At 58.9% G+C, this 24,723-nt stretch carries 27 protein-coding genes and 1 pseudogene; 19 read left to right on the plus strand and 9 right to left on the minus strand.

The features are described 5' to 3' along the window. Window positions 1-11 precede the first annotated feature (11 nt). From A3C3_RS0128800 to A3C3_RS47980, 10 genes and pseudogenes are all read left to right on the plus strand, one after another. The gene (locus tag A3C3_RS0128800; RefSeq protein ID WP_028740092.1) at window positions 12-668 is read left to right on the plus strand and encodes an aspartate/glutamate racemase family protein; all 657 of its coding nucleotides are present in this window, start codon (window positions 12-14) and stop codon (window positions 666-668) included. Window positions 669-706: 38 nt separating this feature from the next. Then, the gene (locus A3C3_RS0128805; protein WP_022718046.1) at window positions 707-1,642 is read left to right on the plus strand and encodes an amidohydrolase family protein; all 936 of its coding nucleotides are present in this window, start codon (window positions 707-709) and stop codon (window positions 1,640-1,642) included. Window positions 1,643-1,665: 23 nt separating this feature from the next. Continuing rightward, window positions 1,666-2,928 (plus strand): 3-oxo-tetronate kinase, encoded by a 1,263-nt coding sequence (gene otnK / locus A3C3_RS0128810; protein WP_022718047.1) that lies wholly within the window; start codon window positions 1,666-1,668, stop codon window positions 2,926-2,928. Further along, window positions 2,925-3,518, plus strand: a complete 594-nt coding sequence (gene otnC, locus A3C3_RS41805) for a 3-oxo-tetronate 4-phosphate decarboxylase (RefSeq protein WP_233450667.1) — start codon at window positions 2,925-2,927, stop codon at window positions 3,516-3,518. The genes otnK and otnC overlap by 4 nt, the downstream gene beginning before the upstream one ends. Window positions 3,519-3,594: 76 nt before the next feature. Continuing rightward, entirely contained in the window at window positions 3,595-4,362 is a 768-nt protein-coding gene (tpiA, locus tag A3C3_RS0128820) for a triose-phosphate isomerase (protein WP_022718048.1), read from the plus strand. After that, window positions 4,359-5,336, plus strand: a complete 978-nt coding sequence (locus A3C3_RS0128825) for a class 1 fructose-bisphosphatase (RefSeq protein WP_028740093.1) — start codon at window positions 4,359-4,361, stop codon at window positions 5,334-5,336. The genes tpiA and A3C3_RS0128825 overlap by 4 nt, the downstream gene beginning before the upstream one ends. 2 nt (window positions 5,337-5,338) lie before the next feature. After that, window positions 5,339-6,715: an NAD-dependent succinate-semialdehyde dehydrogenase gene (locus tag A3C3_RS0128830; RefSeq protein WP_022718049.1), complete on the plus strand. Its 1,377-nt coding sequence runs from the start codon at window positions 5,339-5,341 to the stop codon at window positions 6,713-6,715. A 14-nt stretch (window positions 6,716-6,729) separates the two neighbouring features. Then, window positions 6,730-7,146: a cupin domain-containing protein gene (locus A3C3_RS0128835; RefSeq protein ID WP_028740094.1), complete on the plus strand. Its 417-nt coding sequence runs from the start codon at window positions 6,730-6,732 to the stop codon at window positions 7,144-7,146. Further along, window positions 7,146-7,438 (plus strand): annotated as a pseudogene (locus tag A3C3_RS41810) (antibiotic biosynthesis monooxygenase family protein). Before A3C3_RS0128835 ends, A3C3_RS41810 begins: the two are co-directional and overlap by 1 nt. Window positions 7,439-7,447: 9 nt before the next feature. Beyond that, window positions 7,448-7,768 carry a GntR family transcriptional regulator gene (locus A3C3_RS47980; RefSeq protein ID WP_028740095.1) on the plus strand — a complete coding sequence of 107 codons (321 nt, stop codon included), beginning with the start codon at window positions 7,448-7,450 and terminating at the stop codon, window positions 7,766-7,768. Between the two features lie 478 nt (window positions 7,769-8,246). Here the strand turns inward: A3C3_RS47980 and A3C3_RS48680 are convergent, their stop codons facing one another. Together A3C3_RS48680 and A3C3_RS0128850 are read right to left on the minus strand one after the other, a co-directional pair. Beyond that, window positions 8,247-8,474, minus strand: a complete 228-nt coding sequence (locus tag A3C3_RS48680; RefSeq protein ID WP_084797060.1) for an SEC-C metal-binding domain-containing protein — start codon at window positions 8,472-8,474, stop codon at window positions 8,247-8,249. A gap of 59 nt (window positions 8,475-8,533) precedes the next feature. Further along, window positions 8,534-9,697: a M20 aminoacylase family protein gene (locus A3C3_RS0128850; protein ID WP_022718052.1), complete on the minus strand. Its 1,164-nt coding sequence runs from the start codon at window positions 9,695-9,697 to the stop codon at window positions 8,534-8,536. Window positions 9,698-9,848: 151 nt separating this feature from the next. On the opposite strand from A3C3_RS0128850, the gene A3C3_RS0128855 reads away from it, so the two are divergent. Then, the gene (locus A3C3_RS0128855; protein WP_028740096.1) at window positions 9,849-10,952 is read left to right on the plus strand and encodes a D-alanyl-D-alanine carboxypeptidase family protein; all 1,104 of its coding nucleotides are present in this window, start codon (window positions 9,849-9,851) and stop codon (window positions 10,950-10,952) included. Between the two features lie 11 nt (window positions 10,953-10,963). Then, window positions 10,964-12,103: a CobW family GTP-binding protein gene (locus A3C3_RS0128860; protein WP_022718054.1), complete on the plus strand. Its 1,140-nt coding sequence runs from the start codon at window positions 10,964-10,966 to the stop codon at window positions 12,101-12,103. Window positions 12,104-12,105: 2 nt separating this feature from the next. Here A3C3_RS0128860 and A3C3_RS0128865 read toward each other — a convergent pair whose 3' ends face one another. The 5 genes from A3C3_RS0128865 to A3C3_RS46260 form a co-directional block, all read right to left on the minus strand. Next, window positions 12,106-12,330: a sulfurtransferase TusA family protein gene (locus A3C3_RS0128865; RefSeq protein ID WP_022718055.1), complete on the minus strand. Its 225-nt coding sequence runs from the start codon at window positions 12,328-12,330 to the stop codon at window positions 12,106-12,108. 5 nt (window positions 12,331-12,335) lie between these two features. Then, window positions 12,336-13,574 carry a L,D-transpeptidase family protein gene (locus A3C3_RS0128870; RefSeq protein WP_022718056.1) on the minus strand — a complete coding sequence of 413 codons (1,239 nt, stop codon included), beginning with the start codon at window positions 13,572-13,574 and terminating at the stop codon, window positions 12,336-12,338. 198 nt (window positions 13,575-13,772) lie between these two features. Continuing rightward, the gene (locus A3C3_RS0128875; RefSeq protein ID WP_022718057.1) at window positions 13,773-14,729 is read right to left on the minus strand and encodes an acetyl-CoA carboxylase carboxyltransferase subunit alpha; all 957 of its coding nucleotides are present in this window, start codon (window positions 14,727-14,729) and stop codon (window positions 13,773-13,775) included. Window positions 14,730-14,791: 62 nt separating this feature from the next. Beyond that, a complete protein-coding gene (xerD, locus tag A3C3_RS0128880; RefSeq protein ID WP_022718058.1) occupies window positions 14,792-15,745 on the minus strand; it encodes a site-specific tyrosine recombinase XerD in 954 nt (317 codons plus the stop codon). Between the two features lie 4 nt (window positions 15,746-15,749). Further along, a complete protein-coding gene (locus tag A3C3_RS46260; protein WP_022718059.1) occupies window positions 15,750-15,926 on the minus strand; it encodes a hypothetical protein in 177 nt (58 codons plus the stop codon). 146 nt (window positions 15,927-16,072) lie between these two features. On the opposite strand from A3C3_RS46260, the gene A3C3_RS0128890 reads away from it, so the two are divergent. Genes A3C3_RS0128890 through A3C3_RS0128900 form a run of 3 tightly spaced genes read left to right on the plus strand, consistent with a single transcriptional unit; the run spans window position 16,073 to window position 19,097 of the window. Continuing rightward, the gene (locus tag A3C3_RS0128890; RefSeq protein ID WP_022718060.1) at window positions 16,073-16,663 is read left to right on the plus strand and encodes a shikimate kinase; all 591 of its coding nucleotides are present in this window, start codon (window positions 16,073-16,075) and stop codon (window positions 16,661-16,663) included. Next, entirely contained in the window at window positions 16,660-17,790 is a 1,131-nt protein-coding gene (gene aroB, locus A3C3_RS0128895; RefSeq protein ID WP_022718061.1) for a 3-dehydroquinate synthase, read from the plus strand. Before A3C3_RS0128890 ends, aroB begins: the two co-directional genes overlap by 4 nt. Continuing rightward, a complete protein-coding gene (locus tag A3C3_RS0128900; RefSeq protein WP_022718062.1) occupies window positions 17,787-19,097 on the plus strand; it encodes an HlyC/CorC family transporter in 1,311 nt (436 codons plus the stop codon). Before aroB ends, A3C3_RS0128900 begins: the two co-directional genes overlap by 4 nt. Here A3C3_RS0128900 and A3C3_RS0128905 read toward each other — a convergent pair. After that, entirely contained in the window at window positions 19,053-19,424 is a 372-nt protein-coding gene (locus tag A3C3_RS0128905; protein WP_022718063.1) for a hypothetical protein, read from the minus strand. The genes A3C3_RS0128900 and A3C3_RS0128905 overlap by 45 nt on opposite strands. Before the next feature lie 56 nt (window positions 19,425-19,480). Next, complete coding sequence (locus A3C3_RS0128910; protein WP_028740097.1) at window positions 19,481-19,765, minus strand: BolA family protein; 285 nt, start codon at window positions 19,763-19,765, stop codon at window positions 19,481-19,483. Between the two features lie 104 nt (window positions 19,766-19,869). Here A3C3_RS0128910 and A3C3_RS0128915 point away from each other — a divergent pair, with 104 nt between their 5' ends. From A3C3_RS0128915 to A3C3_RS0128930, 4 genes are all read left to right on the plus strand, one after another. Beyond that, window positions 19,870-20,484 (plus strand): J domain-containing protein, encoded by a 615-nt coding sequence (locus A3C3_RS0128915; RefSeq protein ID WP_028740098.1) that lies wholly within the window; start codon window positions 19,870-19,872, stop codon window positions 20,482-20,484. 310 nt (window positions 20,485-20,794) lie between these two features. Then, window positions 20,795-21,787: a cobaltochelatase subunit CobS gene (gene cobS / locus A3C3_RS0128920; protein ID WP_022718065.1), complete on the plus strand. Its 993-nt coding sequence runs from the start codon at window positions 20,795-20,797 to the stop codon at window positions 21,785-21,787. 12 nt (window positions 21,788-21,799) lie between these two features. Beyond that, the gene (gene cobT / locus A3C3_RS0128925) at window positions 21,800-23,701 is read left to right on the plus strand and encodes a cobaltochelatase subunit CobT (RefSeq protein ID WP_022718066.1); all 1,902 of its coding nucleotides are present in this window, start codon (window positions 21,800-21,802) and stop codon (window positions 23,699-23,701) included. A 22-nt stretch (window positions 23,702-23,723) separates the two neighbouring features. Next, window positions 23,724-24,716 (plus strand): esterase-like activity of phytase family protein, encoded by a 993-nt coding sequence (locus A3C3_RS0128930; RefSeq protein ID WP_022718067.1) that lies wholly within the window; start codon window positions 23,724-23,726, stop codon window positions 24,714-24,716. Window positions 24,717-24,723: the final 7 nt, after the last annotated feature.

Genomic DNA, 24,723 nt, shown 5'->3' on the forward strand with positions numbered 1-24,723 from the left:
CAGAGGCCAAAATGTCCGCCCCCCGCATTGCCCTTATCCATGCGACGCCCATCGCGATGGAACCGATCAACGCCTCCTTTGCCACCGCTTGGCCGGAAGCCGAGACTGTGAATCTTCTCGAAGATAGCCTGTCACCGGATCGAGCGAAGGCAGACGAGATCACGCCGGAACTGGCGGAACGAATATTCGCGCTAGCGGAATATGCCTTCAACGCGAGATGCGATGCCGTCCTCTTCACCTGCTCGGCCTTTGGAACCGCGATCGAAGCGGCAGCCGCCAAGCTTCCAATCCCCGTTTTGAAGCCAAATGAGGCGATGTTTGAGGCTGCCATCAGCCAAGGCGGCAGAACTGCGATGCTGTACACGTTTCCGCCGGCTCGCGAGGGGATGGAAGAGGAATTCCACGTAGAGGCCAAGCGGCTCAACCCGAAGGCCAGCATTCAGAGTTTCCTCGTTGAAGGCGCTATTGAAGCGGTACGAAGCGGCGACGCCGAGACCCACAATCGCTTGGTCAAACAAGCTGCCGCCTCGCTTCGTGACTTCGACGCAATCATGCTCGCACATTTTTCGACCGCACGGGCACTTTCGCCAGTTCGCGAGGTCACGTCTATCCCCGTGTTTAGCAGTCCGGACGCAGCAGTCGCGAAATTGAAGAAGTTGCTTCTATAGACGCGACGAAATCGTGAAAAAATGGGAGGAGAAAGGCAATGCATATGAGTAGACGCGAGTTCATAGCGGGCACTTTCGGTGCTGCTGCAGCCGTTACGGTTTCAACGTCTGCAAACGGCTCCGACGCGGTTCCTTACTCATCCGGTGACAACAAGCCGAGTTTCAAGGCACCCGCCAACACTTGCGATGCGCATTTCCATATCTATGACAAGCGCTTCCCGGCCGCGCCGAACGCAAGCCTGGTGCCGCCCGATGCTCTGGTGACCGACTACGAAAAGCTTCGCACTCGATTGGGATTCGAGCGTAGCGTGATCGTCCAGCCGTCCACCTATGGGACGGACAATTCCTGCCTGCTGGAAGCCCTTAAAAATCTGGGGCCTCGTGCTCGCGGGATTGCGGTGGTCGATACCTCGGTCAGCGACGAGCAGCTCAAGGAATTGAACGCCGCCGGCATACGCGGCATTCGATTTAATTTGGGCAGGGCGGGGGCCACAACGATCGAGATGATCGAACCGCTTTCCAAGCGGGTTGCGGAGCTTGGCTGGCATATTCAGGTTCATATGTCTGGTAGCGATATAGCCAAGAATGCCGACCTGTTCGCTCGCTTACCGGTAACCGTCGTCTTCGATCACCTTGGTCGCATTCCCCAGCCCGAGGGCATCAAGCACCCGGCATTCGCCGTTGTTAGCGCTCTCCTTGAGCAGGGGAAGGCCTATACCAAGCTTTCCAGCATTTATCAGGACACAGTCGTCGGACCACCGACTTACGAAGACATGGGTGCCTTCGCGCGGGCTTACATCAAGGTAGCGCCAGACCGGGTGCTGTGGGCTTCCGACTGGCCACACCCATCACCAGGCAAATTTGGCAAGCCGAACGATGCGACGCTGATGGACCTGTGCGCCGACTGGGCGGGCGACAACGGGACCCGCCAGAAGATTTTTGTAGACAATGCGGCCAAGCTCTACGGCTTCTAAGGCTCGCGGGAAGGAAGTGAAGAATGCTCCTGGGTGTAATCGCGGACGACTTTACCGGCGCTAGCGACATAGCCAACACGATCGCAAAAGGCTTGCCGCCCCATGGTGGCTTGAAGACCGCCCAGTTTTTGGGAGTTCCGTCGAGGCCGGCCCCGCCGGAAATCGAAGCGGGCGTGGTAGCCTTGAAGAGCCGCTCGATACGTGTGGCGGACGCTGTCCAGCAATCGTTGGCAGCGCTCGATTGGCTACTTTCGCAGGGATGTGGGCAGATCGTTTTCAAATACTGCTCGACGTTTGATTCTACAAAAGAGGGTAACATCGGACCGGTTGGCGAGGCACTCGCCAAAGCACTTGGCGCTAGAGGCGTTGTCGCTTGCCCGGCTTTCCCCGGAGCTGGTCGCACGGTCTACATGGGACATCTGTTTGTCCATGACCGGTTGCTCAACGAATCCGGCATGCAGAACCATCCGCTGACGCCAATGAACGACCCGGACATCCGGCGGTGGCTTGGCTATCAGACGGAGACACCTGTTGGTCTGGTCCCTGCCCGAGTGGTGCGCCAGGGCGAAGCCGCGATAAGAGACGCACTGGCTGAGGCCGAAGGTACCATGGTCATCGTCGACGCCACGTCAGATGAGGAACTGGCGACTATTGGCGCTGCCATCGCTGACCACAAGCTGGTCACCGGGGGCTCCGGTATCGCAATCGGCCTACCCGCCAATTTCATCCGACGGGGATTGGCGAAGGGTTCGCGAGACAGCTCGATTGGGACGACGGGTCCGGAAGCTATACTCGCCGGAAGCTGCTCGGGTGCGACGCGAGGGCAGATTGACCTCCACAAGGCAAGTCATCCGACACTGCCAATCGATGTCGATAAGGTCATGAGTGGAGAAACCACGGCAGACGATATCGTCAAGTTTATCCAGGCAAACCACGGCAAGGCACCGCTTGCCTACTCTTCCGGTACTCCTGAGGACGTCCGCCGGATGCAAGAGAAGTACGGTCGCGACGAGGTCGCCCATAAGCTCGACGGGTTCTTTGCGGAGACAGCACAGAAGCTTGTGGCCGCTGGTGTGACAAGGTTGGTCGTCGCAGGCGGGGAGACGTCAGGGGCCGTGGTTTCTGCGCTCGATCTCGGTGCGCTGACCATTGGCCAGGAGATCGACCCCGGCGTACCGGTTCTCCTTTCGCACGGCGACAAGCCCATCGCGCTCGCGCTGAAGTCCGGAAACTTCGGTGCGCAGGATTTCTTCACAAAGGCATTGAACAGGCTGACGTCACAATGAGCAATGAATCTAAAGTTCGCGAAGAGATTGTCCGTTTGTCGCGGTCGCTTTTCGAGCGAGGATACTCGGTCGGTACGGCGGGAAACATCAGCGCCGCGGTTGACCACGGCATCCTCATGACGCCAACGAATTCCTCCCTCGGCTTTCTTGACCCTGCTCGCATCAGCAAGGTCAGCCGTGATGGTCAGCATCTTTCAGGGGACAAGCCTTCCAAGGAAATCTTCCTGCACAACGCCTTTTACGAAACACGGCCCCAAACAGGGGCGGTCGTTCATCTGCATTCTACCTTCGCAACCGCTCTGTCTTGCCTAACAGACGTCGATCCGGATGACTGCATCCCTCCGTTGACCCCTTATGTCGTGATGCGCGTCGGTCAGGTGAAACTCGTTCCTTACGTGCGGCCCGGAGACGAGAAGGCAGGCGATCTGATCCGCAAACTGAAAGGACGCTATGCCGCTGTTCTGTTGGCAAACCACGGCCCAGTCGTGACCGGCAAGGACATCGGCTCGGCAGTCTACGCGGCCGAAGAGCTTGAGGAGAGCAAAGCTTCTGGTGCTTCTGCGCGGCGCACCGACGCGGATGCTGACTGAAGAGAACGTGGCCGAGCTGAAAGCCGTGTTCGGCGCGTACTGAATTTTTCCAGCAGATTAAACGACAGGAGTAGCGATGACCGGTCCCTATCTCATCGCGGGTAATTGGAAAATGAATGGGCTCAACAGCTCGTTGGCTGTGCTTGAGGAGACTGCCCGCTCTTGCGAGCACTTGAACGAAGAGGTCGACGTCGTGGTGTTTCCGCCTGCAACGCTTCTCGCGGTGTCCTCGATCTTGCTCAAGGATACTAGGGTGCAATTGGGCGGTCAGGACTGCAGCAGCGAGGTTTCTGGCGCGTTCACCGGCGAAATATCAGCCTCGATGCTGAAAGATGCCGGAGCGAAATTCGTCATTCTTGGCCATTCGGAGCGCCGCCAGCGGCATGCTGAGAGTGATGATCTAGTTCGACGGAAGGCGATCCAGGCAGTTCAGGAGGGGCTAAAGGCCGTAATCTGCATCGGTGAGATCGCTCAGGAGAAGGCAGACGGCAAAACCCTTGCGGCGGTGTCCGACCAGATTTTGTACTCCGTTCCACGGACTTCTGCGGTCGACCAGATCGTGATTGCGTACGAACCTAAATGGGCAATTGGGACCGGCGTCACCCCAACCTTGGATGAAATTGCCGTAGTGCATAAGCATATCCGAGTGGAGCTATTGGCGCATTGGGGAGAAAGCGGTCGGGGCATCCGCATTCTCTATGGCGGATCGGTCAAACCGTCGAACGCTACAGAGATTCTGGCAATTTCCGAGGTCGGTGGGCTCTTGGTAGGTGGTGCAAGCCTCGATGCGAAGCAGTTCTCAGCCATATGCGAGCACGGCCGGTCGGTACGAGCCGCAGCATGAGGAAAGGTATCACTTCCCTGGCGAGCTTCCTCAGCCAAGCTGTCGACGATGGTGTCTCCCCCGATCTCGCTGAAGTCGTAACGGCGTTGGCAGCTGCGTCGCTGACCATAGCTCAAGACATTCGTAAGTCGAATTGGATGGAAGCCGACACTTCCTTGGGTACCGTGAACATTCAGGGCGAAGTTCAAAAGCCTCTCGATGTCATAGCCAGCGACAGGATGATGGCTGCCCTTCAGCCTCTCGCGCATGTCTCTTTCGCGGTTTCGGAGGAGGTGGACGAGGCAGTTTCTTTGAACACAGCTGGTCGTTACGCGGTGATCTTCGACCCGTTGGACGGTTCGTCCAATGTCGACGTCAACATAACAGTAGGTTCGATCTTCTCAGTGGTCGAAGCATCGACGTTGGATCAGATTCTGCAGCCGGGCCGTCAACAGCGCTTTGCAGCCTATGCCGCGTATGGGCCTTCAACCTTGTTTACCCTCACCCTCGGCAACGGGGTCGCGGTTTTTGGTGCCGATCACCGTGGTCAGTACAGGCTGATCAGCCAAGGTCATCGGGTGCCTGCCCAGAACCCAGAATATGCCATCAACGCTAGCCGGAAAATGGATTGGCCACCCGGTATTGCTGCATTTGTCAGTGACTGCGATCTCGGGGAGACGGGTCCGCTTGCCCGTAAGCACAATATGCGGTGGGTGGGCTCCATGGTGGCAGAGCTGCACCGTATCCTTTTGCGCGGCGGTCTTTTCCTCTACCCGGGAAAGTCAATCGACGGCCCAGGAAAATTGCGCCTTCTCTACGAAGCAAATCCGATGAGCTTCATCCTTGAGGCCGCGGGTGGGGTTTGTTCCACCGGCACCCAGCCGATCCTTGATGTGATCCCGCACGGCTTACATCAGCGTGTCGGCGTTTTGATGGGATCGGCAAGCGAGATGGAAAGTCTCATGTCTTACATTCAAGCGAACCCAGGGAGGTAACCATGCTCACCTCGATCAATCCGGCGACCGGAAAAGAGATCGCAACCTTCGAGCTGCATTCCGATGAATACGTGGACGCCGCGCTGACGGCGGCTAATAGGGCTCAGCGGAAATGGCGTGAGGTTCCCATCACCGAACGTGTGGGACTGTTGACGCGGATGGCTATTGCTCTTCGCAAAGGCAAGTCGACTTATGCTGAAATGATAACCCGGGAAATGGGAAAGCCAATCGCGGAATCAGAGGCCGAGATCGAAAAGTGTGCGTACAACTGTGATTTCTATGCTGAGCATGCAACTCAATACCTCGCCGACGAACCGGTTATCTCGAACGCCACGGAAAGCGTCGTGGCATTTGACCCCCTGGGCGTTATCCTCGCGATCATGCCCTGGAATTACCCGTTTTGGCAGTTCTTCCGCTTTGCCGCTCCGGCTTTCGCCGCTGGTAATGGTGCGATCCTGAAGCATGCTAACAATGTTCCGGAGTGTGCGCTTGCCGTGGAAGACATTATGCGGGAGGCAGGATGTTCTGACGGACTGTTCCGCACGCTTCTCATCGATGCATCCAAGGTGGCCGGATTAATCGCCGATGATCGGATCGCGGCGGTCACTCTGACGGGGTCAACCGAAGTTGGTGCCATCGTCGCCGGGCAAGCGGGGAAAGCCCTGAAAAAACAGGTGCTAGAGCTTGGTGGCTCCGACCCATTTATCGTGCTAGCCGATGCGGATTTGGAACAGGCGGCTGCTGTCGCGGTCAAAGCTCGATACATCAATGTCGGTCAATCCTGCGTGAACGCTAAGCGGTTTATCGTGGAAGAATCCGTGGCAGAGCGATTCGTAGAGTTGTTCTGCGAGGGCGTCGCTAAGCTGAAGATTGGCGATCCAAACGAGCGCGACACAAATATTGGCCCGATGGCGCGGGCGAACCTGCTTGCAGGTCTCCATGCTCAAGTTGAGAAGACAATTGCTGCCGGCGCGGTCGCTCGAGCAGGAGGCAAGCCCATCGGAGGGGATGGCTTCTTTTATCCGCCGACGGTCCTCGATCATGTCTCGCCGGATATGGTCGCTTTCTGCGAGGAAACTTTTGGCCCTGTCGCCGCTATCACCCGGGTAAAGGATGCGGATGAAGCCATTCGCTTGGCCAACCAGACCGAATTCGGTCTTGGCTCCGCTCTTTGGTCCCAGGACACGGAGAAGGCCAAGCGCCTTGCTCGGAAGATCGACGCCGGAGCGGTGTTCATCAACGGGATGGTCGCATCGGACCCCCGGTATCCCTTTGGTGGTATCAAGAGGTCGGGATACGGTCGTGAACTTGGGGTTTATGGCATCCGAGAGTTCGTGAACGTGAAAACCGTGTGGGTCGGTCCCGCAAGAGCAACCTAATCAGAGGACACGAGATGGCTGAGGCAGCGATACTTCGCCCTAAAGAGCTAAATACGAATGACCGAGGCGGTGGTGCAAGAACGACGCCCCTCGTTACCCGGAAATGCGGTTCAACCAGCATGATCAACGGAATTACCGCTTTTGACCCGGGAGCGTCCATAGGGCTTCACAGGCATAACTGCGAGGAAAGTGTGATGGTCTTGGATGGCGAAGCCATCGCGGAGATCGACGGCGTCCGGCATCGGCTTGGTGCAAACGATACGACGTGGATTCCGGCGAACGTTCCGCACCGGTTCATCAACGCATCTGATAGTCAGCCGATGCGTATCTTTTGGATATACGCGTCGATAGATGCGACTCGTACGATGATCGCGACCGGCGAGGAACGGGCAATCGACGCCGAACACACCAGCTCCGCTGGCGCTGCCTGATGATTATCGACGTTGCCGAAATCACCGTCCGCGATGGACAAACGAAGCATTTTGAAGAGGGAGTGTCGAAAGCGCGGCCCTTGTTCCTTCGGGCGAAAGGATGTCGCGGCCTGGCGCTGCATCGAGTGGTCGAGACCCCGAACGTGTACCGGCTTCTGGTGAAATGGGAGACCATTGAAACCATATGGTCGAGTTTCGGAACTCCGCCGACTTCCAGGAATGGCGTTGTCTTGCGGGTCCATACTTCGAAAAGCCGCCGGTCGTTACTCACTCTTCGGCCGTCGAAATCTAGTTCGCTTTCTTGCGGTGCTGCGGTAGAGCTAGGGCCGATATTGCAGCACTACCGCAAAGCAAAGCGATCATCGCCCGAAAGAGTGTCTCCGCCCAAGTAGCGAACGACATCATCGAGTACGTCTGCAAGAACCGGATGATGAGTGGGCAGCATCTGCCAGCCCAGGTCCTCGCTGACACCTTCAAGGTATCCCGTGCCCCCGTCGCGGCGGCCCTCAGCAGTCTACATCATGACGGACTTGTCGAACTGGAGGCTAACCGAGGATACTTCTTGAAGCGCAACTGGTCGCTGGCGCGGTCTTCAGGAGCCGCGGCGAGTGGTATCGATTGAAATATCATGGTTTGAGCAGGTGCCTGCTTCACCGCGATCTCTGATGTAGCGACCTATCTCGCTGCAACTACGCCGATGGGCCACCGCCAGCCTCTTTGAGACCACCGACAGAACTTATAAGCGGGCCGCCGCGAGACCAATGCTGAACCTCCCGTGCAAAGGTCTCGATGCAGAGCATGTTTTTTCGCTCCAGGTCGACCGGTAAGATTACCGTTATGTCCAACCCTTCGTCCTCGGGGCAGATCGCCAACCCGGTAACTTTTTTGCCCTAAGAAATGCTCTATCCTGCTGAGCTACGTGGACAAACCGTTTGTTCCTTGGAGGTTCGTTCCCGATGCAGTCCTGAATATCAACACCTAGTTCATGACTACGAGGAGGACTGAATCTCCGCCGTCAGTTTAGCCAGGAGGCCAACGCGAGGAAGCCGCAGGCCCAATAATTTATCGACTCAGCCCCGGCCAGTTGCGTTTGAGCACAATTAATCGCGCAGCAAATGACATTTCTTGTACTTGAGACCGCTGCCACAGTAGCAAGGATCAGACGGCGAAAGCGTTTCTTCCCTAGGGCGAAAGGAAAACTGCGCAAACTCATACCGGCTTTTATATCGGAAATATTTATTATATTTCAATCGGATAGAAAAACGGTAAAACCGGTAAGCCCCAAAAACTGCTCTATCCTGCTGAGCTACGGGACCACTCCGTGCCATGCATACAAAAGGCTTGGCGGGAAGCCAAGCCTTTTTGAGTTCTTATCGAGTATAGATTCTCACGCGCCCAAACGCTTTTCGGCAAGGCGGGCCCAATAAGAGATGCCGTGGGCGATGACTTCGTCGTTAAAATCATAGGCCGGATTATGAAGGCCTGCGCTGTCGCCGTTGCCGATGAAGATGAAAGCGCCGGGACGGGCGTTGAGCATGTAGGAGAAATCCTCGCCTCCCATCATCGGATCGACTTCAGAATTGACGTTCGCCGCGCCCGCTATGTCGCTGGCGGTGGCAATCGCATGGGTGGTCTCCGTGGCATGGTTGACGGTGACGGGATAGTTGCGGTGGAAACTGATATCGGCCTGCGCGCCATGGGCGGCGACTAGGCCGTTGATGATCTGCTTCAGGCGTGTTTCCGCCAGATCACGGACTTCGGCGTCGAGCGTGCGGATCGTGCCGGCAATCTGCGCGTCATTCGGAATGACGTTGTGAGCGAAACCCGCATTGAATTTGGTAACCGAGACGACGACAGAACGTAGGGGATCGGCGCTGCGCGAAGCGATCATCTGCAGGTTGGTGACGATCTGCGCACCGATCGCAATCGGGTCGATCGTCCGGTGCGGCTGGGCGGCATGACCGCCGAGGCCCCTGATCGTCACCGTGAACTCGTCCGTTGCCGCCATGATCGCGCCTTGGCGGATGGCGAACTGCCCGACGGGAAGGCCCGGCAGATTATGCATCCCGTAGACCTCCTCGATCCTGAAGCGCTCCATCATGCCCTCCTGGACCATCAGGTTGCCGCCGCCGCCGCCCTCTTCGGCCGGCTGAAAGATTACGGCGATGTTGCCGTTGAAGTTGCGGGTCTCCGCGAGATATTTCGCGGCGCCGAGCAGCATTGCCGTGTGACCGTCATGTCCGCAGGCATGCATCTTGCCGGGCGTCGTCGAGGCCCAGGGCTTGCCGGTGATCTCCGTCAGCGGCAGGGCGTCCATGTCGGCGCGGAGGCCGATCGTACGGCTGCCTTCTCCCTTGCCCTTGATCAGGCCGACCACGCCGGTGCGGCCGATGCCGGTCACAATTTCGTCAACGCCGAACTCCCTGAGCTTGCCGGCAACGAAGGCCGCCGTGTTTTCGACCGCGAAAAGAAGCTCCGGCCGGGCGTGGATGTAGCGGCGCCATTCGGTCACTTCGGCTTGCATTTCAGCGGCTCTGTTCAAAATCGGCATACGTAACTTCCTGTCGCGAAATCGGGTTGTCCGGCGGCTTGCGCAATGCTGTGCCGCGGAAATAACTTATGCAATGACCTTTGCCATGTCATGGCCATATAAGCTAAATAGGTGAAGCTTTCGAGATTTCCGGACATCTTAGGGACGAACCGTGTCAACGCGCCAGAAACGTTTGATTTCACTCGCAGCCACCGCTACGGCCGCTTTTTTCTTCTCGGTTCCGCTGGCGCAAGCCAATCCGCATATTCTCGTCGAGGTCCAAAGCGGCCGCGTGCTGGAGCATGAGGAAGCCTTTCGCAAATGGTACCCGGCATCGCTGACGAAGCTGATGACGGCCTATACTGTGTTCAATGCAATCCGCGCCGGCGAGATCAGCCTCGAAACGCCGATCGTCATCAGCAAGCAGGCGGCTGCTCAGCCGGCTGCAAAAATGTATTACAAGCCGGGGCAGAAGCTGACGCTGGACAGCGCGTTGAAGATCCTCATGATCAAGTCGGCGAATGACGTCGCGGTTGCCGTGGCAGAGGCCGTCGCTGGTACCCAGGATGCCTTTGTCCTGCGCATGAATTCCGATGCAGCAAAGCTCGGCATGTCGGATTCGCATTTCGTCAATCCGAACGGCCTGCCGGGCAAGGGCCAATATACGACGGCGCGCGATCTCGCAGTCCTGACGGTCGCGTTACGGCGTGACTTCCCGCAATATGCGGGCTATTTCGCTCTTGAAGGCTTTACGAACGGCAAGACGAATACGCCGAATATCAATCTGCTGATCGGCCGTTTCGCCGGTGCGGACGGCATGAAGACCGGTTTCATCTGCGCGTCGGGCTTCAATCAGATCGGTTCGGCGACCCGTAACGGCCGCACCATCATTTCGGTCGTTCTGGGTACAGACAGCCTCGCGGCGCGTGCGGATGCGACGGCGAACCTGTTGCAGAAGGGCTTTACGGCACAGTTTCCCGCAGTCGATACCTTGAGTTCGTTGAAGCCCTACGGACTGGGGCAGGATCAGGTCACCGACATGAGTGCCGATATCTGCAGCGCAAAGGGCGCCAAGGTGCGTAGCGAAACGCGCGACGAGGTCGGGCGCATGAAAGTGCAGTCGCCCTATATCCAGGAAATGGATCACGAGCCGCGTTACGTCTTTGCCGGCCTCATTCCCGGCCAGGATGTCCAACCGGACAAGATGGCAAAGGCCGATGCCATCGGCGACCTTGCCAATGTACCGGTACCGCTGCCGCGCCCGACGTCCTTTTAAGGCAAAAGCAAATGAGCATTCATCACGACACGATCCCGGTCACGATCCTGACCGGCTTTCTTGGCGCCGGCAAGTCGACCTTGTTGAACCGCATCCTCAAGGATCCGGCGATGAAGGATGCCGCCGTTATCATCAACGAATTCGGCGATGTCGGCATCGACCACCTGCTCGTCGAAAGCTCGGGCGATGCGATCATCGAACTTTCTGACGGCTGCCTTTGCTGCACAGTGCGCGGCGAGCTCGTCGATACGCTGGCAAACCTCATGGATGCGGTGCAGACCGGCCGGGTCAAGCCCGTCAAACGTGTCGTGATCGAGACTACCGGCCTTGCTGATCCGGCGCCGGTCATGCAGGCGATCATGGGCAACCCGATTATCGCAACCAATTTCGAGCTGGACGGCGTCGTCACGGTCGTTGACGCAGTCAATGGTCTTCCCACACTCACCAATCACGAGGAGGCACGCCGGCAAGTCGCAGTCGCCGATCGCCTCATCGTGTCGAAGCAGTCGATGGCATCCGCCGAGCTGTTGCCGGTGCTGGAGGCGCGGCTGCGTCACCTCAATCCGCGCGCGGTACCGATGGATGCTGACAGCGCGCCCGCCGGTAGCGCGGAGATTTTCGTAAACGGTCTATACAACCCGGCAACGAAGATCGCCGACGTCAGCCGCTGGCTTCGCGACGAAGACGAGCATGATGCCCATCACCATCATGGAGACGATCACCACCACCATCATGGTCATGACCATCAAGATCCCCATGATGTGAACCGTCACGATGCGTCGATCCGGTCTTTCTCGATTGTCGAAGACAAGCCGATCGAGCCGATGGCGCTCGAGATGTTCATCGACCTGTTGCGCTCCGCGCATGGCGAAAAGCTGTTGCGCATGAAGGCCATCGTTGCCGTTTCGGACAGGCCGGACAGGCCTCTGATCCTGCATGGCGTGCAGAACATCTTTCACCCGCCGGTGCGCCTTCCGGCCTGGCCGGATCCGGTCGACCGGCGCACGCGCATGGTACTGATCACCAAGGATCTGCCGGAGGATTTCGTGAAGAACCTCTTCGATGCATTCCTCGGAAAGCCGCAGGTCGACACGCCCGATCGCGCGGCTCTCAACGACAATCCGCTGGCCATTCCTGGCATGAAGATCTGAGATTATCTCTTGCGGATGAGGAAACGGTGACCGGTTTCGGTTTTTACCGTTTCCAGTAACGAGTGGCCGTCTTCCTTACAGAAATGAGGGATGTCGATCCCAGCCAGCGGGTCGGTCGTTTCCACCCGAATGAGCGCGCCGCTTGTCATGGAAGAAAGCTTGCGGCGGGTCTTCAGCACGGGTAGGGGGCATTTCAGGCCGCGCAGGTCATAGGAAAAGGCGTCCAAGCCGCTCAGTTCCTGGCCCAGAATTTCCAGAACGGCTTCTTGGTGGCTTCTGCTGTTTCCTGCGGAGGCGGTTCCGGCGCGAAGGCCAGAGGGTTCTGCGTCGGAACGGGGACATTGGCAGGTACAACCGCTGCAACCGCCGTCGCATTGTTCTGGGCAGGTGCTGCTGCCGGTGCCGGTGCCGCAGCGGCGGTCGCCGTCGCATTTGCCGCGGGTGCAGCGGGCTTCGACATCAGTTCCTCAAGTTCGGCTACCTTGACCATGCGGCCTGCCTCCAGCGACGTGCCGGTGGGAGCATAAGCGAGTTCACGGCCCTTGCGCTGCTTGGCGACGACGGCTTTACGTTCGGCTTCGGTTGGATCGTACCAAGCCATGCCGTCGAATTTCCTTTCTGCCCTGGCGAAGTCGGCCGCGTATGTTTTGTTATAGGCAGCAAGTGCTGAGGCCAGCGCTGGAGGCGTTGACATTGCTGGGCACTGGCCTGCCGGATTAAAGGCGGCGCTGCCCTGCGCTAACTGCTGGTTGAAGACATATTTCTTCTCGCAGACATTCACTTCCGGCGGACGCTTGGTGATCTCGAAATTGTCGTAGCCGACCTTCAGCATCTTCCAGAAGTCATAGTTCTGGTTCAGGCGGTGCTTGAACATGTTTTCCGCGGTCATGCGGAAGGGAAACGCCTGCAGCTGAACGGTTGCCTGGCCGCCCTTGAAGGCATCACGCGCGAAAGCGTAGATTTCCAGAACCTGCTCGTCGGTCATCGAATAGCAGCCGGAAGACGAACATGCGCCGTGGATCATCAAGTCGGAGCCTGTGCGGCCGTTGACGGCGTCGTATCGGTTCGGAAAGCCGGTGTTGATCGCCAGATAATATTTGGAGTTCGGGTTCAGGTTCGCCCGTGTCAGGTTGTAGAAGCCCTCCGGCGCCTGCCGGTCACCGGTCTTGACCTTCGGACCCAGCCGGCCGGACCACGCGCAGATCTTGTAATCCGCAATCTTGTCGAAGCGGTTGTCCGTCTTGGCCTTCCAAACTTCGAGAGCGCCTTCTTCCTTGAAGATACGGATCATGATCGGGGAATTGCGGTCCATGCCTTTCGTCCTCATATCGGCGAGGATACGCGCCGGCAGAGGTTGCTCAACCTTGTTCTTGACCTTCGACAGGTCAGTATGGGTGACGTCCAAAGCGTCGTTGCAGCCGGCAAGAGCCAGCGCCATCAGCGAAACATAGGCAAAATGACGAATGCGCATTTCCCAACAAGCCCATTAAATCGATACGACCCGATCCGCGTCCATGGAGTCCGGGCAATCCCAGAATCATAGGCGGCTTATACTTCACAATTTCTTACCAGCCTATGACTTGCCCAAGGATGTCCCGCAAGCGCGACTGTTACAGATAACATTATTGTGGCCAAGGTTTGGCCGCAATCCGGTCACGTATGCTGGGAGTTATGCGAGATTCCGGCCCATGGCGAGGAATTTCTGGCGGCGGTCGCTGCGCAGCTGTTCGCCAGAACGCGGCGAAAGTTCGGCAAGGGCGCTGGCGATGACATCGCCGGTGGCGGCGATGACGCTGTCCGGATCGCGATGCGCGCCGCCGAGCGGTTCGGGAATGATGCCGTCGATGATGCTAAGCGACTTCAGGTCCTCGGCGGTGATCTTCATGTTGGTTGCTGCTTCCCTGGCGCGGGTCGAATCGCGCCATAGAATGGAGGCCGCGCCTTCCGGTGAGATCACGCTGTAGATCGAATGCTCGAGCATATAGACCCTGTTTCCGGTCGCGATCGCGATCGCGCCGCCGGAGCCCCCTTCGCCGATGATGACGGAGATGATCGGTACTTTGACGCCAAGGCACATTTCCGTCGAGCGGGCGATTGCTTCAGCCTGGCCGCGCTCTTCAGCGCCAACGCCTGGATAAGCGCCAGCAGTATCGACGAGGGTGACGACCGGAAGGCCGAAACGGTCAGCCATTTCAAGAATGCGGATCGCCTTGCGATAGCCTTCAGGGCGGGCGCTGCCGAAATTGTGCTTCAGTCGGCTCTTCGTATCGCTGCCCTTTTCCTGGCCTATGACGGCAATCGGTTGGCCGCGAAAGCGCGCAAGGCCTGCCTGGATCGCCGCGTCCTCGGAGAACTTGCGGTCGCCAGCGAGCGGCGTGAACTCCTGGAAGAGCGTTTTTGCATAGTCGACGAAGTGCGGGCGCTGCGGATGGCGAGCAACCTGCGTCTTTTGCCAGGCGTTGAGCTTGGAATAGATATCGACCATCGCTTCGCGAACGCGAACCTCCAGCCTGCCGACCTCATCGGACGTATCGATGCTCTCGTCTTCGGAAGCGAGCTTCTTCAGTTCAATGATCTTGCCTTCGAGGTCGGAGATCGGCTTTTCGAAGTCGAGATAGTTGTGCATGAGGTGCGTTTCCGTTCCTTGTGCCCGGGGCAGCTTGCTGGCCTTGCCCCATGTCGCCGGTCCTATTCGTGCTTTTTCGCCTGTTTGGCAAGGGGGTGATGCGTCTGAACCAGTTGCTGCAGCCTTTCTTCAAGGACATGCGTATAGATCTGTGTCGTCGAAATGTCGGAATGTCCGAGGAGTTCTTGAACTACGCGAAGGTCGGCGCCGTTAGCAAGAAGATGGCTTGCAAAGGCGTGACGCATGACGTGCGGCGAGATCATTGATGGCGTCAATGCGGCACGGATCGCGAGGTTCTTCAGTTCACGGGCAAAAACCTGGCGGGGCAGATAGCCTTCCTTGGAGGCTGCCGGAAAAAGCCATGGACTATCAACCGGATCCTTCGCCTTGGCCTTCTCTTCTGCGAGCGACCGGCCATAGGCCTTGAGTGCAGCGATTGACGATTGAGATAGAGGTACGAGCCGCTCCTTGTTGCCCTTACCGCGAATGATCAGGAAACGCCCTTCTTGGTCGAGAACGCGTGCCGGCAGCGAAACGAGCTCGCTGACGCGCATTCCTGTCGCGTAAAGCAGCTCCAGAAGCGCCAACATTCGCTGGCGCTGCAATTGGCCGTCCGCGGGATTGTTGGCTTCGGTTTCGGCCTGTGTCAGCAGTCGCGTCACCTCCTCGACGCCCATTGTCTTTGGCAGAGCTCGCGCTTTCTTCGGCGCGTCGAGAACGCCCGTCGGGTCATCAACCCGCAGGCCTTCGGCATAAAGGAACTTGTAGAATTGCCGCATGGCTGCCAGCCGGCGGGCCTGGGACGAGGACTTGAAGCCCCGTTTCGAGAGCGAGGAGAGGTAGGCGGCGAGATCGCCGGAGGCCGCTTCGGTCAGCCGCACGCTTTTGCCGTTCAGGAATGCATGGAGGTCGTCCAGATCGCGCTCGTAGGACTGCAGCGTGTTCACGGCAGCACCTCGCTCTGCACTCATCATCTCGAGAAAGGCTTCCACATGGACGCGGCTCAGATCCTTCATCGGATCACTTCTTCGCCGGTTTGATCGTGCCAGTCGCCGGCGGGTTGATCCGTTCCGACGGGATGCGAATCGTCACGTCGCGTGGCTGTGGCTCCACGAAGGTCACGAGCGCCACCATACCGCCATAAATCGCCCCAGCGATCATCGCCAGGACAGCCAATAGACGCAAGAGGGTCGGCATTTCGCAACTCCATGAGCTCTGCCTCTTTTATGAAGAAGCGGGTTTGCGTGCAAGAAGCGGCTTTTGAACCATGTTTCCCTGGTCCGCGACTTGACGCTACACCCGCATTTGTCGATACCGTTTGCAAACAAAGTGTGAATGGACCGATGAGTGACCCAGTTCTGAAAGTGGGAGACAGCCTGAAAGACAGAGCTCGCGCCACGCTCGGATCCCGCAATCTGATCCTCGTTGGCCTCATGGGGGCCGGCAAATCCTCCGTCGGCCGTATCGTCGCCCATCAGCTGGGTATTCCTTTCATCGACAGCGACGTGGAGATCGAGCGCGTCTCCCGGATGACCATCTCGGAGCTTTTCGCAGCTTACGGCGAAGATGAGTTCCGCGCGCTGGAAACACGCGTGATGAAACGGTTGCTGAAGAATGGGCCGCGCGTGGTATCTACCGGCGGTGGCGCTTTCATCAATGATCGGACGCGAAAGCACATCAAGAAGAGCGGCCTTTCCGTCTGGCTGAAGGCCGATCTCGACGTGCTGTGGGAGCGGGTCAGCAAGCGCGACACACGCCCGCTCCTGAAGACCGAGAATCCAAAGCAGACGCTCGAAAACCTGATGAACGCGCGATACCCGATCTATGCCGAAGCCGACATCACCGTGTTGTCGCGTGATGTGCGTAAGGAAGTCATGGCTGACGAAGTGTTGAAGGCCGTGATCGAAGCCCAAACCGAAAGTACCGTACCATGAATGCGATCACCTCCTCCTCCCAACGAAAGGTTCACGTACCGCTCGGTGAGCGCGCCTACGATATATTGATCGGGTCGGGGCTGATCGCGCGCGCTGGAGCGGAAATAGCGTCACGGCTGAAGGGTCGCAAAGCTGCGATCATCACGGATGAGCACGTAGCGCCACTCTATCTCGAAGCGCTCGTTAATAGCCTCGAAGGCTCGGGTATCATGTCCGCGCAGCTTGTGCTGCCCGCCGGCGAGAGGACGAAGAGCTTCGAGCATCTGATGACCGCCTGCGACAAGATCCTGGAGGCCCGCGTCGAGCGGAATGATTACGTCATTGCGCTTGGCGGCGGCGTTATTGGCGATCTTGCCGGCTTTGCCGCCGGCATCGTGCGTCGCGGCGTGCGCTTCGTGCAGGTGCCGACGTCGCTGCTTTCGCAGGTGGATTCTTCCGTTGGCGGCAAGACGGGCATCAACAGCCGACACGGCAAAAACCTTATCGGCGTCTACCATCAGCCGGATCTGGTCCTTGCCGATACGGATGTTCTTAACTCTCTCAGCGAGCGCGAATTCCGTGCCGGCTATGCAGAAGTTGCGAAATACGGTCTTATCGACAAGCCGGATTTTTTCGCTTGGCTTGAAACAAACTGGAGCGCCGTCTTTGCCGGCGGCTCTGCGCGTATCGAGGCGATTGCCACAAGCTGTCAGGCGAAATCCGATGTCGTGGTCGCTGACGAGCGCGAGAACGGTCCGCGGGCGCTTCTCAATCTCGGCCATACTTTTGGGCACGCTCTGGAGGCGGCCACCGCCTATGAGAGTGCACGCCTGGTGCACGGCGAAGGCGTTTCGATCGGCATGGTCCTCGCGCATGAATTTTCCGCGCGCATGAATCTCGCAAGCCCTGATGACGCGAAGCGGGTTGAGAAACATCTGAAAGAGGTCGGCCTGCCGACGCGCATGTCCGATATTCCGGGGGCTCTTCCGCCGGCCGAAAAGCTGCTCGACGCGATGGCGCAGGACAAGAAAGTGAAAAACGGAAAGTTCACCTTCATCCTGACTCACGGCATTGGCCGGTCGTTCATCGCCGATGACGTGCCGGCTTCAGAAGTGTTGGCCTTCCTCAAGCAAAAGCAGCCGCAATGACACGCGAAGGCACGCTGGCATTTCTTGCGGTTTACTGGCCGGAAATCGTTTCCATCGTGGCCCTCGTGCTCATATCGGCCTTCTTCGTTGGTTCGGAGACTGCACTGACGGCGGTCTCTCGCAGCCGCATGCATACGCTGGAAGCCAACGGCGAAAGGCGCGCCGGTCTTGTGCGCCAGCTGATCGAGCGGCGCGACCGGCTGATCGGGGCGCTGCTGATCGGCAACAACTTTGCTAACATCCTGTCTTCGTCTCTGGCGACCAGCTTGTTTCTCAGTCTCTTCGGCAGCTCGGGCGTGGCGCTTGCAACGCTTGCGATGACGGTGATCCTCGTCATTTTCGCGGAAGTTCTGCCGAAGAGCTGGGCGATCTCGTCGCCTGACCGTTTTGCATTGAGCGCGGCATTGCCAATCAAGCTCTTTGTCGCTGTCGTCGGTCCGATTTCTTCTCTCGTCAATGCCGTCGTCCGCGGGATCCTGGGGCGCTTCGGCATCACCCTATCGCGTGAAATCCCGATGCTGACGGCGCACGAGGAGCTGCGCGGTACCGTCGATCTGTTGCATCGCGAGGGGGCGGTGGTGAAGGCTGACCGGGATCGCCTTGGCGGAATACTCGACCTTAGCCAGCTCGAACTCTCCGACATCATGGTCCACCGCACGGCGATGCGGGCGATCAATGCAGATGACGCGCCGGAGGTCGTGGTTCGCACGATCCTCGAGAGCCCCTATACCCGCATGCCGCTGTGGCGCGGCACGATCGACAACATCATCGGCGTCGTCCACGCAAAAGACTTGCTGCGCGCGCTGGCCGAGCCGAACGTGGAGCCGGAGAATCTCGATATCGTCAAGATTGCCCAGAAACCCTGGTTCGTGCCGGACAGCACCAATCTCGAAGACCAGCTCAATGCGTTCCTGCGCCGCAAGCAGCACTTCGCCGTCGTCGTCGATGAGTATGGTGAGGTGCAGGGCATCGTGACGCTCGAGGACATCCTAGAAGAGATCGTCGGCGATATTTCCGATGAGCACGATATCGATATGCAGGGCGTGCGCCAGGAATCCGACGGCTCGATCGTTGTCGATGGCAGTGTGCCGATCCGGGACCTGAACCGCGCGCTCGATTGGCAGTTGCCCGACGAAGAGGCGACGACGATCGCCGGCCTCGTCATCCATGAATCGATGACGATCCCGGAAGAGCGGCAGGCCTTCACTTTTTACGGCAAGCGCTTCATCGTCATGAAGCGCGAGAAGAACCGCATCACCAGGCTACGCATCCGCCCTGCTGCGGAGAACGAGACCAAACCGCTCTGACTCTGATCCGGTCGCTCCATGGCTGGTGAGCAGACGCAGGATCTGCACTTCTTTCGGCAGTTCGATCAAAAACTCGCTGTCGCGTTCGAGGTGATGGATCTTCGTGGGATCGGTGCCGGCAAAGGTGCTCATCGCCTCGATATTCTCCCAATAAGAGATCGTCACGAATTCGCTTTCCGTTTCGCGGTCTTCGCGAAAAGTCTGGACACCAAGTGCTTTCTCGATCAGCGGCTTGATGCCCGCTTCGTAGTTGTAGGCTTCGTATTCGTCAGCCTTGGCTCTTGGCGTACGTCCGCGCCAGATCCGGGCAATCGTCGGCTTCGTCATCCCTGTTTCCTCCTTGGTGAAAGGAGGGCAAACGCCTATATGAGGGACGTGTTCCGCTACCAGCTGGTTGCTTCGCCGGGTGCGGCGAGCTCTACGGCGAGCGCATGCAGCCCTGCGTCGAGTTCCGGCTTCAGCAGTTCGGTGACGGCGCGGTGGCGGGCGAGCCTCGTCATTCCTGCAAACTTGGCTGAGACGATGCGCACGCGCATGTGCGTTTCACCGGTGCCGGTGAAACCCGGCTGATGGCCGGCATGCAGGCGGCTTTCGTTGATGACGCTCAGGCGCTCGGGCGCAAAAGCTTCGGTCAGTTTTTCTTCGATGCGGGTCTCAAGGGTCACGATTTCGTCCAGTTGCTTCGCAAAAAGGGGGTTCCCACCAAGCCAGCAACATTCGTGTTTGTCAATTCTTGTCGTCGCTTCGCGGCAGGCCCATAATTAGCGCCGTCATGAGACTCGATTCCAAATATTTCGATCGCATCCGCACCCGCCGCAAGCGCGAGCAGGAAACCGAGCAGGCTCCTCCGACCTGCCAGTGGGACGGCTGTGATAAAAAAGGCGTGCATCGCGCTCCTGTCGGACGCAATGCCGAAGGGCAGTTCTTTCTTTTCTGCTTCGAGCACGTCAAGGAATACAACAAGGGCTACAATTATTTTTCCGGCCTCTCGGACGGCGAAATCGCCCGCTACCAGAAGGAGGCGGTCACCGGGCATCGTCCGACCTGGACCGTTGGCGTCAACAAGGCGGCGAAGGACAGCCCGCTGCATTCGGACATCCGCTCCGGCGCCTATAGCCGTGTGCGCGATCCCTTCGGCTTCGTCAGCGGCGCCAAGGGCAGCGGTCCGCGTTTTCCCGAGCAGCGCAAGTTGAAGAGCCTGGAGGCCAAGGCCTTCGACACGATGGGCCTGCAGGCAAGTGCCACCTCTTCTGAGATCAAGACCCGCTACAAGGAACTGGTCAAGAAGCATCATCCCGATGCCAACGGCGGGGACCGCGGTTCCGAAGAGCGCTTCCGCGCCGTCATCCAGGCCTATCAATTGTTGAAGCAGAACGGTTTTTGTTAATTCCTGTCCTTGCTCTCCGCCTTCAATCGGGTATGGTCCAAATCGGCTGAGGCCGCAGGCAACCGCGGCATGCATCTGTGCGTTTTGCCAACGCCGCCTTTGCCAACCTTCCGGACGCGGCGTTTCTTGTCCGGGACTTTGTTCCAGAATGCTCGCAAGCGGTCAATTATCCCGCCGAGGTTTCGCTTCAGTCCCGGAGAAGTATCGCCGACGTTCCCACCTTGAACGGGCGCAGAACAAAGCTGCGGCGTCATGGTTGCGAAATGGCCTGATAGTACGGCCGGGTGGAAGCACCCGCCTTGGAGACATGATGAGCAAGATTGACCTTGATATTTCCGAGCTTCCAGACACCACCGTTTCGGTCAGGGAGGTCTTCGGGATCGATTCCGATATCCGCGTTCCGGCTTACAGCAAGGGCGATGCCTACGTTCCGGACCTGGATAACGACTATCTCTTCGACCGCGAGACGACGCTCGCCATTCTTGCAGGTTTTGCCCACAACCGCCGCGTCATGATCTCCGGCTACCACGGCACCGGTAAATCCTCTCACATCGAGCAGGTCGCTGCCCGCCTCAATTGGCCCTGCGTGCGCATCAACCTCGACAGCCACGTCAGCCGTATCGATCTCGTCGGCAAGGACGCGATCGTCGTCAAGGACGGCCTTCAGGTCACGGAATTCAAGGACGGCATCCTGCCTTGGGCCTATCAGCACAATGTCGCGCTCGTCTTCGATGAATATGACGCCGGCCGCCCGGACGTCATGTTCGTCATCCAGCGCGTGCTGGAATCGTCAGGCCGCCTGACGCTGCTCGATCAGAGCCGCGTCATTCGTCCGCATCCGGCCTTCCGCCTCTTTGCGACGGCAAACACCATCGGCCTCGGCGACACCACCGGCCTCTATCATGGCACGCAGCAGATCAACCAGGCGCAGATGGACCGCTGGTCGATCGTCACCACGTTGAATTACCTGCCGCACGACCATGAAGTGAACATCGTCACCGCCAAGGTGAAGAGCTTCCAGAAGGACAAGAATGGCCGCGATACCGTTTCCAAGATGGTCCGCGTCGCCGATCTGACACGCGCTTCCTTCATGAACGGCGATCTGTCGACTGTCATGAGCCCGCGTACGGTCATCACCTGGGCCGAAAACGCCGATATCTTCGGTGACCTCGCCTTCGCCTTCCGCGTCACCTTCCTCAACAAGTGCGACGAGCTGGAGCGTCCGCTGGTCGCCGAGCACTATCAGCGCGCCTTTGGTGTCGAGCTCAAGGAGAGCGCAGCCAACATCGTGCTGGAGGCTTAAGGCCCGTCGATCATGGCATCACGTGGTGACAATTCGAAAGCAAGGCCGAACGGCCCCGTCGACGTCGAGCCCTTGCGGCGCGCGATAACCGGCTGCGTGCGCGCGATTGCAGGCGATGGCGAGGTCGAGGTGACTTTTGCCAACGAGCGCCCCGGCATGACGGCTGAGCGTATTCGGCTACCGGAGCTTTCCAAGCGGCCAACGGCGCATGAGCTGGCGGTGACGCGCGGTCTAGGCGACTCCATGGCGCTTCGGCTTGCCTGCCACGATGAGAAGGTGCACGCGACGATGGCGCCGCAGGGCTCTGACGCGCGGGCGATCTTCGACGCCGTCGAGCAGGCGCGCGTCGAATCGATCGGCACGCTGCGCATGGAGGGCGTGGCTGCCAACCTGCGTTCGATGACCGAGGAGAAGTACTCCAAGGCGAATTTCACCGGCATCGAGCGGCAGGAGGATGCGCCGATCGGCGAAGCCGTCGCCATGATGGTGCGTGAGAAGCTGACCGGCCAGAAGCCGCCGGCCTCTGCGGGAAAGGTTCTCGATCTCTGGCGGTCCTTCATAGAAGAGAAGGCGGGTTCCGAACTCGATGACCTTACAAGCGTCATCAACGACCAGCAGGCGTTCTCGAAGGTGATCCGCCACATGCTCTCCGCCATGGAAATGGCGGAAGAATACGGCGACGACGACAGCGATCCCGACCAGGACAACGAGCAGGATCAGGAAGACCAGCCGAACGGCGACGAGTCGGATCAGGACGAGGTCGATGACGACGCGGGCACCGACGCCGCGCCGGTCGAAGATAGCGAACTTGCCGATGAGCAGATGGAGGACGGCGAGACCGAAGGCGCCGAGATCTCCGACGACGACATGATGGAAGAGGGCGAGGACGATTCGGAAACACCGGGCGAAACCCGTCGTCCAAACACGCCCTTTGCCGATTTCAACGAGAAGGTCGACTATCACGTCTTTACTGAAGAGTTCGACGAGATCATCACCGCCGAGGAGCTTTGCGACGCTGCCGAGCTGGAGCGCCTGCGTGCCTTCCTCGACAAGCAGCTCGCGCACCTGCAGGGCGCTGTCGGCCGGCTCGCAAATCGACTGCAGCGTCGCCTGATGGCGCAACAGAACCGCTCCTGGGACTTCGATCTGGAAGAGGGCTATCTCGATACCGCCCGCCTGCAGCGCATCATCATCGATCCGATGCAGCCGCTTTCCTTCAAGATGGAGCGTGACACGCAGTTCCGCGACACGGTCGTGACGCTGCTGATCGACAATTCTGGCTCCATGCGCGGGCGCCCGATCACCGTAGCAGCTACCTGCGCCGATATTCTGGCCCGCACGCTCGAGCGTTGCGGCGTCAAGGTCGAGATCCTTGGCTTCACGACCAAGGCCTGGAAGGGCGGGCAGGCGCGCGAGAGCTGGCTTGCCGGCGGCAAGCCGCAGACGCCCGGCCGCCTCAACGACTTGCGTCACATCATCTACAAGTCCGCAGACGCGCCGTGGCGCCGTGCGCGCACCAATCTCGGCCTGATGATGCGCGAAGGGCTTTTGAAGGAAAATATCGACGGCGAGGCGCTGATCTGGGCGCATAATCGTCTTCTTGCTCGCCGCGAACAGCGCCGCATCCTGATGATGATCTCCGACGGTGCGCCGGTCGACGATTCCACGCTTTCGGTCAATCCCGGCAATTACCTCGAGCGTCATCTGCGCGCCGTGATCGAGCAGATCGAGACCCGTTCGCCGGTCGAACTGCTTGCGATCGGCATCGGCCATGACGTGACGCGCTATTATCGCCGCGCTGTGACCATCGTCGACGCGGATGAGCTTGCCGGTGCGATGACCGAGCAGCTTGCCTCGCTTTTCGAAGATCAGGCAGCGCAGCCGCGTGGCGGCCGTTTGCGACGTGCAAGCTGATGCCGAAGGGAACCGGCGCTTAATGATCCGTCTGTCCCGCGCGGCTTTGCTTGCTCTTTGTCTCGCCGGGGGCGCTTCGATCGCGGTTGCGCGCGAGAGCGTAAATATCAGCAGCCGCATCATCTCGACCTTCAAGATTGGCTCCAGCGAGACGAAATTCGGGCCGCTGGAATTCCTTGGCGGGCTGGAGATGGTGTCCGGCAACCGGCTTTTTGGGTCTTGGTCGGCGATCCGGTTCGTGCCGGACCGGAAGCATTTTGTTGGTGTGCTTGATACCGGCCACTGGCTTACCGGCAGCATCGAGCGCGATCAGCAGGGAAGGCTTTCCGGTTTGTCCGGCGTTGAAATCACGCCTATGAAAAACGGGAGCGGGGATACTTTCGAGGGTAAGGGACACATGGATGCCGAGGGTCTTGCCCTCAAAAGCGACCAGGTTCTGGTTTCCTTCGAACAGGACCATCGGGTCGAAGCCTACCCCGATCCTGGGTTCGAGACCTCGTCATCGGTTGGCTCGATCCCCATTCTCGTGCCGACACGGTTGCTGCGAAGCGGCCGCGGCTTCGAGACGCTGGCGGTGGCTCCACCCGAGAGCGCTTTGAAGGGCGCTGCCGTCATCATTTCGGAAGAGAGCCGGGATCGGAAGGGGAATATCTACGGCGCGATCCTTTCCGGGCCGCTCAAGGGCCGTTTCGCGGTGACGCGCAACGGTGATTTCGATCCGACCGATGGCGCCTTTCTGCCGGACGGCGATCTTTTGCTTCTGGAGCGTCGTTTCAACATCGCCAACGGCATCGCTATGCGAATCCGGCGCATCCCGGCGGCAGAGATCAGGCCGGACGCCGTCGCCGATGGCGACATTTTGTTGACGGCCGATTTTGGGTACCAGATCGACAATATGGAAGGCCTGGACAGTTTTCAGGCGCCGGATGGCAGCACGCATGTGATCATCGTTTCCGATGACAACCACTCCATTTTGGAGCGGAACCTCATGCTGGAATTTCGTCTCACGGAGTAAAAGGCCT

It is taken from the genome of Rhizobium mongolense USDA 1844 (assembly GCF_000419765.1).
Lineage (GTDB): Bacteria > Pseudomonadota > Alphaproteobacteria > Rhizobiales > Rhizobiaceae > Rhizobium > Rhizobium mongolense.